The 12,034-nt window shown below is 44.0% G+C and carries 14 protein-coding genes, 4 tRNA genes and 1 pseudogene; 7 read left to right on the top strand and 12 right to left on the bottom strand.

The annotated features are described in order from the left end of the window. Positions 1-312: 312 nt before the first annotated feature. The 4 genes from MO387_RS00765 to trmB all read right to left on the bottom strand — a co-directional run bounded on the left by MO387_RS00765 (position 313) and on the right by trmB (position 3,338). Positions 313-1,134 carry a YggN family protein gene (locus tag MO387_RS00765; protein ID WP_107946887.1) on the bottom strand — a complete coding sequence of 274 codons (822 nt, stop codon included), beginning with the start codon at positions 1,132-1,134 and terminating at the stop codon, positions 313-315. Between the two features lie 193 nt (positions 1,135-1,327). Next, positions 1,328-2,242, bottom strand: a complete 915-nt coding sequence (glsB, locus tag MO387_RS00760) for a glutaminase B (protein ID WP_107946886.1) — start codon at positions 2,240-2,242, stop codon at positions 1,328-1,330. After that, complete coding sequence (locus tag MO387_RS00755; RefSeq protein WP_006082529.1) at positions 2,242-2,568, bottom strand: YggL family protein; 327 nt, start codon at positions 2,566-2,568, stop codon at positions 2,242-2,244. The genes glsB and MO387_RS00755 overlap by 1 nt, the downstream gene beginning before the upstream one ends. A 53-nt stretch (positions 2,569-2,621) precedes the next feature. Next, positions 2,622-3,338, bottom strand: a complete 717-nt coding sequence (gene trmB, locus MO387_RS00750; protein WP_107946885.1) for a tRNA (guanosine(46)-N7)-methyltransferase TrmB — start codon at positions 3,336-3,338, stop codon at positions 2,622-2,624. Positions 3,339-3,537: 199 nt separating this feature from the next. On the opposite strand from trmB, the gene mutY reads away from it, so the two are divergent. Together mutY and MO387_RS00740 are read left to right on the top strand one after the other, a co-directional pair. Continuing rightward, the gene (gene mutY / locus MO387_RS00745) at positions 3,538-4,644 is read left to right on the top strand and encodes an A/G-specific adenine glycosylase (RefSeq protein ID WP_107946884.1); all 1,107 of its coding nucleotides are present in this window, start codon (positions 3,538-3,540) and stop codon (positions 4,642-4,644) included. Positions 4,645-4,646: 2 nt separating this feature from the next. Then, positions 4,647-4,925 carry an oxidative damage protection protein gene (locus MO387_RS00740; RefSeq protein ID WP_006082532.1) on the top strand — a complete coding sequence of 93 codons (279 nt, stop codon included), beginning with the start codon at positions 4,647-4,649 and terminating at the stop codon, positions 4,923-4,925. 88 nt (positions 4,926-5,013) lie between these two features. Here the strand turns inward: MO387_RS00740 and MO387_RS00735 are convergent, their stop codons facing one another. After that, positions 5,014-5,589: a YceI family protein gene (locus MO387_RS00735; RefSeq protein WP_006082533.1), complete on the bottom strand. Its 576-nt coding sequence runs from the start codon at positions 5,587-5,589 to the stop codon at positions 5,014-5,016. A 4-nt stretch (positions 5,590-5,593) separates the two neighbouring features. Next, positions 5,594-6,145 (bottom strand): cytochrome b, encoded by a 552-nt coding sequence (locus MO387_RS00730; protein WP_006082534.1) that lies wholly within the window; start codon positions 6,143-6,145, stop codon positions 5,594-5,596. Between the two features lie 389 nt (positions 6,146-6,534). Between MO387_RS00730 and MO387_RS00725 the strand changes: the two genes are divergently transcribed. From MO387_RS00725 to MO387_RS00710, 4 genes are all read left to right on the top strand, one after another. After that, positions 6,535-6,610: transfer RNA gene (locus MO387_RS00725), tRNA-Phe, on the top strand. Between the two features lie 20 nt (positions 6,611-6,630). Then, positions 6,631-6,706: transfer RNA gene (locus tag MO387_RS00720), tRNA-Thr, on the top strand. Positions 6,707-7,273: 567 nt separating this feature from the next. Beyond that, positions 7,274-7,349 (top strand) — tRNA-Phe (locus MO387_RS00715). 7 nt (positions 7,350-7,356) lie between these two features. After that, positions 7,357-7,432 (top strand) — tRNA-Thr (locus MO387_RS00710). 256 nt (positions 7,433-7,688) lie between these two features. Here MO387_RS00710 and MO387_RS00705 read toward each other — a convergent pair. Continuing rightward, positions 7,689-7,874, bottom strand: coding sequence for a hypothetical protein (locus tag MO387_RS00705; RefSeq protein WP_006082535.1), 186 nt, complete (start codon positions 7,872-7,874; stop codon positions 7,689-7,691). Positions 7,875-8,027: 153 nt separating this feature from the next. Here MO387_RS00705 and MO387_RS00700 point away from each other — a divergent pair, with 153 nt between their 5' ends. Beyond that, positions 8,028-8,372: a DUF3634 family protein gene (locus MO387_RS00700; protein ID WP_107946883.1), complete on the top strand. Its 345-nt coding sequence runs from the start codon at positions 8,028-8,030 to the stop codon at positions 8,370-8,372. Between the two features lie 95 nt (positions 8,373-8,467). On the opposite strand, the gene MO387_RS00695 is transcribed toward MO387_RS00700, so the two are convergent. The 5 genes and pseudogenes from MO387_RS00695 to MO387_RS00680 form a co-directional block, all read right to left on the bottom strand. Further along, positions 8,468-8,698 carry a hypothetical protein gene (locus tag MO387_RS00695; protein ID WP_006082537.1) on the bottom strand — a complete coding sequence of 77 codons (231 nt, stop codon included), beginning with the start codon at positions 8,696-8,698 and terminating at the stop codon, positions 8,468-8,470. Between the two features lie 294 nt (positions 8,699-8,992). Further along, entirely contained in the window at positions 8,993-9,538 is a 546-nt protein-coding gene (locus MO387_RS00690; RefSeq protein WP_107946882.1) for a DUF3833 domain-containing protein, read from the bottom strand. Beyond that, a complete protein-coding gene (locus MO387_RS21305) occupies positions 9,526-10,071 on the bottom strand; it encodes a chalcone isomerase family protein (protein WP_325050877.1) in 546 nt (181 codons plus the stop codon). Before MO387_RS21305 ends, MO387_RS00690 begins: the two co-directional genes overlap by 13 nt. 21 nt (positions 10,072-10,092) lie before the next feature. Beyond that, positions 10,093-10,665: pseudogene (locus MO387_RS21300) on the bottom strand (DUF2878 domain-containing protein); the annotation flags it as partial. 81 nt (positions 10,666-10,746) lie between these two features. Further along, positions 10,747-12,033: a cyclopropane-fatty-acyl-phospholipid synthase family protein gene (locus tag MO387_RS00680; RefSeq protein WP_107946881.1), complete on the bottom strand. Its 1,287-nt coding sequence runs from the start codon at positions 12,031-12,033 to the stop codon at positions 10,747-10,749. Position 12,034: the final 1 nt, after the last annotated feature.

The raw sequence follows: 12,034 nt of genomic DNA, 5'->3' as shown, positions 1-12,034 counted from the left end.
AAGTCCACTAAAGTAGGGTGTTATATCTGACTGATATGCCAGCTTTTAATTATATTTTAAGAGTATACCAAATATTCGTCTCTAGACTGTAACATTCCGAACTAAATCGCTGCAAGCCAAGCCTAGACGCCACATCGACTTTATCCTCATAGCTTTCGCTACTAAGAATTAGCCAATAAAAAAGCCCCTAGGCGATAAATTGACTAGGGGCGTAGCATTCAAATTTGACTCATGCACAAGGAGATAGAAGTTATTGCAATTAAAACTCAGGGCTATTCACTAAAACTATTAGCAAAGGACGATTACCAAGAATTATTCACGCAGCTCCTTGGTTGAGTTTTGTGTCAAAGCATAAGGCGCGAGTTCTGGTACTTCTTGGCGTAATTGATTTTCAAGCACTAACAGATTTTCAAATCGGTCGCATAAACGATCAGCCTTAGCTTCCAGTCCCTTAGATTGACTCTCAATTTGTTGCTCAATATCTTGGCCTAAGTTGTCCATTTTCTTGGAGAAGGCATCCATCTTGGCCTCAAAACTATCACCGTCACCCGACATGATTTGGCCACCTATAGTCATCATAATAGTGCCGACTGAATTCTGAACAATTTGCTCCATTTCCTGCTCGAATTCGTCATTAAAGGTGTTCTGCATCGAGTCTTCCGTCGCACCGAGATAGAAGCTATCGCCATTACGGTAGGCCACTGAATCAACGCGCTTTTGGACACCTGCCATCATTTCATCGAACTTAGCACCGGCCGCATCGCCCATTAACGGCGTTAACGCCATGCTCACAGCTTGCGAAGCTAATGCGACGGCCTCGTTCACGACTTCAATCACTTCAGGCACTTGCGTCGACACTTCATCGGCATATTGAGTCACTAACTTTTTTTGCTTATCGGTTAAGCTTACTTGTTTGCCTTCAACAAATAACTTATCGACTTCGATGCGATACTTTTCTGTGCCCTTCTCGCTCATGACTAATTTTTTAGGCTCAACCATTACGTCATAATTTAAAGAGACTTCACAGCGGTCATCGACGTTAGGTTCAGTTTGCGCTTGCGCCAACTGTAGGCCAGATGTTCCTAAAATCACCCCGGATAACGCAAATCCAGTTAATAACTTATTTAATTTCATGTTGTTCGTCCTTTAATCTGAATAATTCGATAAACCTAAACTACTGAATAGCTTATAGTAGGAGATTAGCAGGAGACGTGCCAACTTTATAACAGTATGATTATGTTGAATTTAGGGAAGTTAGCACTAAAAGGTAATTAGCGAAATTCGCTAACTTTTAGTCTGATAGTGCTAATAAAAACCTGAAGTAAAACTAGAAAATGGAACGACCAAGGCGTTGGCTTAAATGCTCAAGCATGGCGGTGCCAGCAAGCGAATTACCATTGCCATCGAGTTCTGGCGACCAAACACAAATCGACAGCTCCCCAGGAATAACGGCAATGATGCCGCCACCGACGCCACTTTTACCTGGCATACCGACACGATAGGCAAACTCGCCCGCACCATCGTATAGGCCCGAAGTCGCCAACAGGGCATTAAGCTGCCGAGTTTGCACCTGAGAGATAAGCTCAGTCCCAGTTATGCTTTTGCCGCGATTAGCCAAGTACAACATGGCCTTAGACAAGTCAGCACAATTCATCTTCAAAGCGCAATAATGAAAATAGGTGCGTAGCACAGTATCAACATCGCCTTGAAAATTACCAAAGGACTTCATCAAATAAGCGATAGCCGCATTGCGCGCACTATGTTGATATTCAGAATCTGCCACTTGTTTGTCGAAACACACTTTATCGTTTTGGCTGAGTTGCCTGACTAATTCAAGCATTCTGTGTTTAGGTGCACCTAAACGACTCTGCAATAAGTCAGCAATCACTAACGCGCCCGCATTGATAAAGGGGTTGCGTGGCTTGCCACGTTCTAGCTCGACTTGGACTAAAGAGTTGAATGAATGGCCCGAAGGCTCTTTGCCAACACGGCTCCAAATTTCGGCTTCTTCATATAAAGTTAACGCTAAGGTTAAGCTGAAAACTTTGGAGATACTTTGAATCGAAAACGGCTCAAGGTAATCGCCCGCACCTAAGGTTTCGCCATCAATCGTTGTAACGGCAATGCCTAATTTGCCAGCATCAACGCTGGCCAGTGCGGGGATATAATCTGCAACCTTTCCTTGGCCGAGCAAGGGTCGAACTTTGTCGACCACTTCCTCAAGTAATGCCAACTCGGGCATTAACCCCACCAAATGTCGTACAGTTCGCTAACTTCAACCTGAGACACTTTTTGGTTCGCCCAGAATGCCTTAACTGCAGCAATATCTTCTTCGGTACATTTGCCGATCGTTTGGGTTGCGATAATGCCTTCCCATTCGATGTGACCGCCGCCATGGAAACCTAACTTACGGGTTTCGATCACTTCATCGATAAATTTATCAACAGTTGCATCGATATCGGCTTCTGATACTGATGCATCAAAAGTCCAAGCCATATCAAAACCTAACTCTTGGAATTCATCAACGCGCATTTTCTTACGTAAACGACGGCTACGATTAGTTGCCATAGTGACTTTCCCCGTTGTGTTAAAAAACTAATTAATCAATTGAAATATCTAGATTAAGCAATACGCTCAAACATCAGATCCCATACACCATGACCCAGTCTATGGCCGCGGGCTTCAAACTTTGTCAGTGGGCGATGATCAGGACGCGGCACCACAGTGCCATCACTCGACTGGTTTTGATAACCAGGAGCTGCTTGCATCACTTCTAACATATGCTCGCTGTATTCTTCCCAATCGGTTGCCATATGGAACACGCCGCCAATTTTTAGCTTGCGACGGATCAGTTCAGCAAATTCAGCTTGTACGATACGACGTTTATGGTGACGTTTCTTATGCCAAGGATCGGGAAAAAACAATTGCACTCGGGCTAATGAACCGTCGGCAATCGCATGTTCTAATACTTCCATGGCATCATGATGATACACACGTAAATTAGTCACACCCGCAATGGCGGCATCGCTTAAGCAAGAACCAACACCCGGTTTATGCACTTCAATACCAATAAAATTTTGCTCTGGTGCGTCTTTAGCCATTTGCACTAAAGAGGCGCCCATGCCAAAGCCAATTTCCAGCACAGTATCGGCTTCACGGCCAAAAACATCGCTCAGGTTCAGTGGCGCTGGGCTGTAATCTAAGCCCATTGTTGGCCACTGGCTTTCAATAGCTTGGGCTTGGCCTTTAGTTAAGCGACCTTCTCTTAGGACAAAGCTTCTGATCTTACGCAGATACTTGCCTTCTTCATTAAATTCAGCGGTAGTGACTTCGCTCATTTTTGCCTCGTCTAGTGGACAGCACCATCATAAAAGAAGGGCATTATCCAAAGTTCAACATACAGTGCAAGCACTAATGGGGCGAAAGTATACCAAGATTATTTGAGAGTGCGAATTTAGCAGTGATTTTCGGCTTTTTAGCCCTTATCCACTTGTCTTTGAGCTTGTCTAAGAAGATAACTGCCGCTACACTGCGCCGATGAAATCTACAGCCTCCTTCGCCACACGTATCGTCTCTTGGTACGACAATCACGGTCGTAAAACACTCCCTTGGCAGCAAGATAAAACCCCATATAGCGTATGGGTTTCTGAAATCATGCTGCAACAAACTCAGGTTGCGACTGTTATTCCCTATTACCTTAAATTTATGGCGCGTTTTCCCGATGTGTTAGCACTTGCTAACGCGCCAGATGATGAGGTGTTACATCATTGGACTGGCCTTGGGTATTACGCTAGGGCGCGTAATCTGCATAAAGCGGCCAAGATGATCCGTGACGATTATCATGGAATATTTCCAACAGATTTTGAACAAGTACTGGCTCTGCCGGGTATTGGTCGCTCGACAGCAGGCGCGGTATTGTCACTGTCTCTTGGCCAGCATCACCCGATCCTCGACGGTAACGTCAAACGGGTGTTAGCACGACACGGCGCTATCGCCGGTTGGCCGGGGCAAAAAACGGTCGAAGCGCAGCTTTGGCAGCTGACTGATGCCGTTACACCGCAGCAAGATATTCAGAAATATAATCAAGCCATGATGGATATCGGCGCCAGTATTTGTACTCGTAGCAAACCTAACTGCGCAGCTTGCCCTGTAGCGATTGATTGCAAAGCTCAGCTGATTGGCCGACAAACCGATTTCCCCGGCAAGAAGCCTAAAAAAACCATACCGACCAAAGCGGCGTGGATGTTAGTGCTAATGCAAGACAACCAAGTGTTTTTAGCTAAACGTCCGCCAGCGGGAATTTGGGGCGGACTTTGGTGTTTCCCTGAGTTTGCCACCCAAGCCGCACTTGAAACCCACCTCGAAGAGCAAGGGATTGATGCGCAGCAAATCGAATGGCTAACTGGCTTTAGGCACACATTCAGCCACTTCCATTTAGATATTCAGCCCATGATGCTTAACTTAGATAAAACTCATGGCGATAAAACCCACGTCAATAAACAGAGCATGGGCGCTGTCATGGAACAAAATCAGTCTCTCTGGTATAACATAAGTCATCCTTCCAAAGTGGGACTCGCCGCCGCCACCGAGCGCGTGCTAGCCAATTTGGGATCACTCGTTCAATCCGCAGTCAGTAAGGAATAATCATGGCGCGTACAGTCAATTGCGTATATTTAAATAAAGAAGCCGACGGCCTAGACTTTCAACTGTATCCAGGTGATTTAGGTAAGCGCATTTTTGATAACATCAGCAAAGAAGCTTGGGGCCTATGGCAAAAAAAGCAAACCATGCTGATTAACGAAAAGAAACTCAACATGATGAATGTTGATGATCGTAAGTTTCTTGAAGAGCAAATGACCTCTTTCCTCTTTGAAGGTAAAGAAGTAGAAATTGAAGGTTTTGTGCCTGAAAAAGACCAAGATTAATTTTTGTCGTTCACTTAACGATAAAGCTTACAAAAAAGCGCCTTTCGGCGCTTTTTTGTTTATTCATCTCGTGAAGAATAACTGAGCGTTACTTACGCACGCCTTCAACCACAAGATCTAACTCAACATGGCTTGATGCTGGGCCTAAATCCATTTTGATACCGAAATCTTTCATCGCAAACGTGGTTGTGCCAGTAAAACCTGCACGGTAGCCACCCCAAGGATCTTGACCTTCGCCCACTGCATGGGCATTGATCGCTAATGGCTTAGTGACACCATTTAAGGTTAAGTTGCCGTTAATCACTAAGTCGCCATTACCTTTATCTTCAACTGTCGTTGAGGTAAACGTCGCTTGCGCAAACTTACTCGTGTTTAGGAAATCGGCGCTACGAATATGCTTGTCACGCTCGGCGTGGTTTGAATCCACACTAAGCGTATTTACTGTCACATTCACTTTAGCCGCAGTGGGTTTAGCCGCGTCATAGCTAAAGTCGCCGCTAAAATCATTAAAGCGACCAACGACATAGCTATAACCTAAGTGACTCACTTTGAAAGTAATAGAGGCATGCGCTCCTTCACGGTCAATGACATAGTCCGCCGCTGAAGCCGCCATCGGAGCCAATAGAGATGCACCAATCAGTGCGCTTAACAGTTGCTTTTTCATTGTATTATCCTCGATTAAATTTAATCATTTTGAGTAAAGTTGCGTCTTTATCGATAAAGTGATGCTTTAACGCACCTGCTGCGTGGATTACCACGAGTGCGATTAAGCTATAAGCTGCGTATTGGTGGATATCGCCTGCTATATCAGCTTGGTTTTCAAAAAAAGGTCCAAATCCTGGTAGTTCAAACCAGTCAAACACCATAATTCCTCGGCCTTCTGCCGTTGAAATAAGAATGCCGGCACACATGATCACCAGCAGCAATACATAAATAGCTAAATGCGCAATATGAGCCGCCAGCCTCTCCCAAGGCTTATGATTCGCCTCTGGTACGGGCTTAGGATTCACTAAGCGCCACAACAAGCGGAATAACGTCACTGCCAAGAGTAAAATCCCGACGCTCTTATGTAGATGTGGCGCTGTCTTGTACCATGCGCTGTAGTAGGTTAACTCCACCATCCACACACCTACCGCAAACAACCCAATGACGACGATCGCACTCAGCCAATGAGTCACAATTGCGGTTATCCCATAAGCCAACTTACTATTTCGAAACATACTGCGACTCCGTATTCGCGTTTTCTTCATGCCATCCATGAAATAATATTCATTATCATAAGTCTAATTTTAAAAACTAAAATCAGTAAAAATCGCTCATATCTTTCTAAATTTTAGAAAGTAAGCAGGAAACTAGGATTTATGAGCATAAATCTATAGTAAACATCAGTATCCTTCTAACTTGAAAACTACAGTCAACGAATGAAATTGACCTGAATCCGCTGAATAAGAGATAAAAAACAAGCAAGATGCACATTAAACCGCCGAACGAGTTATTTATTGGGAAAAAGCACTTGCAGAGGTGAAACTCCCTAGCTAATATAGCCGCACTTCGAACGAGACGGCTCAGCCAACGAGTTCTAAGTAGTTAACTAACGCTTAGTTTAGTTGCCCGAATAGCTCAGTCGGTAGAGCAGAGGATTGAAAATCCTCGTGTCCCTGGTTCGATTCCGGGTTCGGGCACCATTATTTTGCAGTAAAGTTTAGCCGGCATAGCTCAGTTGGTAGAGCAACTGACTTGTAATCAGTAGGTCCCGAGTTCGACTCTTGGTGCCGGCACCATATAAACAACGAAGCCACTCAAACGAGTGGCTTTTTTGTATCTGTTTTTTGTATTTGAAATTTGTATCTGAAATTTGAAGTGTTTAGTACAAAGCGCAACTGACTTACTCTCGATAATACCGGTAGGTTTTGAGATAGACTTTTGGTCGTTCAATTCATGCCAGTTCAAAATCATAGTTGCAGACAAACATAGCTACGAAAATCTGCTGTCGATAAAAGTACCTAACACTCACTAAACTTCGCCATCAGACGATATTCCCCTCCCCTTCGCATACATTGCATGCCTTAAGTGTTAATTTTCTTTCTTAAAACATAGATTAAACGAGCACTGAAGTTAACCTTATCAGTCTAAAGGCAAGGCTATCGTCACTAAAATGCTGAAACTTTCAGCGACTCAATATGAGTAAAGTGGAAGAATCAAATAAATGTTCGATTTTTGTTTAATAGTTAATCAGTCATTTAAAAAGGGCTTGCACAGCCAAAGCGAGCACTATATTATACGCGCACTTCGAACGAACAAGGTCTTTACGACTTAGTTTGAAGTAGTTAACTAACGCTTAGTTAGTTGCCCGAATAGCTCAGTCGGTAGAGCAGAGGATTGAAAATCCTCGTGTCCCTGGTTCGATTCCGGGTTCGGGCACCACTATTTAGCCGGCATAGCTCAGTTGGTAGAGCAACTGACTTGTAATCAGTAGGTCCCGAGTTCGACTCTTGGTGCCGGCACCATATAAACAACGAAGCCACTCAATGAGTGGCTTTTTTGTATCTGAAATTTGAATTAGTTCAAAGCAAAGTGCAACTGACTTACATCAACACCAGCAGTTTGTGTTGCTTGCCCTAAAAAAAACTCACTATCGAACCCCGCCTTACTCAAGGACTCGATAAATTGCGTAAACAGAGCATCAATACTCTCCATATAAAAAAGCCACTCATTGAGTGACTTTGGGCTCTTATACAAACTATCAGATCAAGCAGCTCGCGCTTATTTAATTAGCTCGAGTGGCATAGGCCTATCACCGGCTTGAACTTGGTGTTGAACATGGCGCCACCCTTGAGTGAGCTCACTAAGATGTGCTTTTCTCTCGGGGAATTGCGCAGAAAGTTTTTCGATAACATCGATTTGCTTCTTACACAATAATGACCAACGATCTGCATTTGATAAGTACATGGCGTTTTCCTTAACTGAGGGGTTACTTTTCCTTAGCCAGTTAAGTCTAGGCGGGAATGATTTTATTGCCAATTCAAAATTGCGTGTTAGCGCACTGTTAAAACAAGTCACTCAGGAGTATCTTTGACCTATAAACATAAAATAGGAGGCGTTATGACAGCCGATATTTTCAAACTCATTTTTGTCGCTATTGGTATATTTCTCGTTTACAAACTGATATTTGGTGGCAAGAAAGGTCTGACTATTTTTGAAATGCATTTTAAAGATGGTCGCATGACTCAGCATAAGGGCAAGATCCCCGAACGATTCGAGCGGGAATGCCGCCACATTGCTAAAGCAGAAAAACTGACGTGTACTGTTAGGGCTGAAAAATCTGGAGATGTACGCTTACATATTTCTGCCAACGTGAGTGACAATGAGAAGCAAAGGATACGTAATCTGTTTCCGTTTGAATATTATGACAAAAAGTCGATAGATAACAGTCGTCAAGCAGGCTAGTTCTTCGCCTTTCCCCTAGCAACCTCAATACTTAACCCTCAATGCTTGTTGAAGGTTAAGTATTGAGGTTGCTGCGAGTCCCTAACCCACTCTTCTTATTTAAACTTAACCGGATACCTAGGTTTTAAAAAATCGGATTCTAAACGACCATCTTCCCTCGCATCTCGAATACGGCGTTCATTATCTTGCACCATAGGATCGCTGGCTGGTTGATAGGGATCGGCTTTTGTCTCAGCTTGTTCCTCAAACATAACGTCAAAAGATGAACAAGCCGTTAACGACAAACTCAACAAGGCCCCCCATAGAACTAAGTGTTTTTTAATCATTTATCTATACCAACTTAAACTCGAAATAATTAAATTAATAAACAATGAGTTACACCAACATGACTCTCATATTTATCACTTTATGCCGCTAGCAAAAAAATGCCTAGCAGCCACTTTGGTTTGAGCTGAATACTTTAGTGCAGACAAAAGGTGATTATTAGTCAAGCTATACTGTTTAACTCAAGTTAAGCCTTAATGAACATGTAAGCCATAATAGGCCTAGTTAATCCAAGACAAACTGAGATAAATGTAATTAAGCTAAGCTAAGCCAACCTAGGCAAAAATTGGCTCATGTTATTTTTGGATCACTAAAGTCACCTGGGCGACTGTGATGCCAAATTTAATAATATCGCTCTGATTTATAATGGTATTGTCATTCACTAAGAACATCCAATCGTCGAAATGAACTTGGTATTCATCTCCATCCACGGGTAATAACATATCGTATTTCCAACGTAGCGCGCTACCACTGGATTGACCATCGGCGGTGCCGATAATGTCACCTGCAGTTCCCGAGTATCGCCCTTCCCCTAACGCTTTAATGCGCCACACACGAGTTTGAGTTTCGCCATCATCATAAACAAACCATTCATTAATGACGCCCTCGTTTCCCTGCCAACTGGCTTCCATAGTGACATTGAATTTACGGATCACTTTGCCACTAAAATCATGCACTATTCCAGACGCTTTTAATGGCCCATTAAAGAATGATTCCAACACCAGTGTAGGATGAGTATCTTTATAATCCGTCACTTCCACCGATGAGCAACTCGATAGCAGCCCTATCATTATTAGGCCTAACAATAACTTTTGACCGATAAGTCGTGTTAACAATCGCATGGTTTTTCTCCGAGTAATTGCGCCCGCAAACTCGGACGGCTAGTGTCTTTCGATAACCAAATCGCTAAAAATGCCTCAGCAAAATTAGCATCTTGGATAATATCGAGTGGTTGATGATTAAAGAAAAACTGGCTCGTTTGCCCATCCATAACCTTAAAACTTAAATGGTCGCCCTGCTTCACATCGGGCCAAGTGGCGGTTAATAAACTGAGCCAACGCTGGATATCCTTTTCGGCAAACTTTAGATGCTGCCATTGATCTTTTGTCGCTTCTAACAGATCTTCAGACTCTATATCTCGATAATATTCAATATCTAGCAGCAGAGGATATTGCCCCTGTTGATAACGGCCAGTTACCGTCATCAGCCTCGCCTTATACAAACTAAACCACAGCCAATCCATTTCTGTGCGGCCCACTTCCTGAAAAGTCTGCGTCACATCTGCGGCATCATTCAGCTCGATAGTAATGTTTTCAAAGTTAGATGTTTTCGCCTCTAATGGTTTTAAAGGTGCAATCAACAAACCGAGCGCCAATAAACTTAAGCTGCTGAAATTAAAAACAGTAAAGGAGCGAGCCTTAGTGCTTCGATTAAATCCATAGGGATTAGCAAGTTGGATTAAAAATGGCAGCAAGACTAGCCAAACAAAAAATAACACCACAGCAGAAATGACATTGCCGTAGGGCAAAGTCACCGCATTAAACTGCGCGCCCGCTACATAGCTTAACGTGCCAAATATTCCTCCGAGTAACGCCTGCAATATCAGCGGTAAGGGTCGCATAAACGCTAAGCTATGATTTAAACTCAAGCCAAAGTGCAGCCATAAACAGCCAAGCCACCAAGGGAAGGCAGCAAACTCGAACAGGCCTAAAACCGACAGCACAGTGTCAATGCCGATCCCTAGGGCGGCAACCTTGAGCATTAATCGCAAATCCGCTTGACGATACTGGCGCTTACCCGACGAGGACAACAGGATAAAGTGAAGCAATAATAAAGGTATAGTTAGCAGCAGTGACAAGTTAAGCCAAAGCACACTAGACCACCACACAGCCTGAAAACTCAGGGCGTTATAGAGTATAAAACCCTGATGTTTAGGCAGATGCCGAGAGTTAGCTAACATTGACTTCATCTTTGCCTCACTTTTATCTTGCTACAACTACAGCGACAATTTCATTTAAACGGATGCACCTAAACGAACTACTCTCAACGGCTAATCTAACCGGATTGCCGCAGGAACAGCTTGGCTAGGCTGACTATTGCCTAGAACGCGATAGTCCGGACGTACGGCAACTAAATGCACTGTGCTTGTGGTGCGTTCTAAAAATCCACCTTCACAATAACTTAGGTAGAATTTCCACATGCGGATAAAGTCTTCGCCATAACCTAAGGTTTGGATTTCACCCACAGCATGATCGAAATTCTCATGCCAATGCCTCAGCGTTTTAGCGTAATCGAGCCCCATATCATTGAGCGACCAGACCACCATATCCGTCTGTTTGGCAATGTGACCGACCATTTGACTGACAGAAGGTAAACAGCCACCGGGGAAAATATAGCGCTGAATAAAATCCACACTTTTGCGATAGCTGTCGTAACGTTGATCGGCAATCGTTATCGCCTGTAGCAGCATGCGCCCATGGGGTTTTAACAGTGATTCCAGCTTTTTAAAGAAACCCGGTAAATATTCATGCCCTACCGCTTCAATCATCTCGATAGAAACAACCCTGTCGTATTCCCCCGTCAGATTGCGATAATCCTCGGTCAACAGTGTCACTTTATCGCTCAGTCCTTCGCGTTCAACGCGCGCTTTGGCATAGGCGTATTGCGCATCAGAAATCGTCGTCGTTGTCACGTGCACGCCATAATGCTTGGCCGCATAAATAGCCAGTGCCCCCCAGCCAGTACCAATCTCAAGCAAGGTTTGACCTGGCTGTAAATCGAGTCGTTCGCAGATAGTCATCAACTTAAACAACTGCGCTTCCTGCAAGCTGGCTTCCTCATGGGGATAAAGCGCACTCGAGTACAACATTTCACGGTCGAGAAACTGCTCGTACATGGCATTTCCCAAATCGTAATGGGCGAGAATATTGCGCTTCGAGCCCTCTTGAGAATTGCGATTCAGCACATGCTTAACACGGTTTATCGTGCCCGTTAACCAAGAAAACTTAGCTTCAATCCTATCGAGTAAGGCTAAATTACGGGCAAACAGTTGCACCACTTTAGTGAGATCAGGACTCGTCCAATGGCCTTGAATATAAGCTTCACCGGCACCAATGGAACCTGAAAGCATGATTTGACGATAAAAACTGGGGTGTTTAACCACCAGCGTGGCGTGTAAATCGGTATGACTTTCACCAAAACGATAGCTCTTATCGCCCTCAACTAAGGTCAAGCAGCCGTGGGGCAGACTTTCCAACGCCTTAAGCAAGACTTTACGCGCAATACTGTCGGGTAGTTTTCCTGTGGCGACTGAGGTTTGCGAAGCCGTATTTTCCATA

The organism is Shewanella sp. N2AIL, assembly GCF_022690845.1.
Taxonomy (GTDB): Bacteria; Pseudomonadota; Gammaproteobacteria; order Enterobacterales; family Shewanellaceae; genus Shewanella; species Shewanella baltica.
This window is presented reverse-complemented; position numbering and strand designations above follow the sequence as displayed.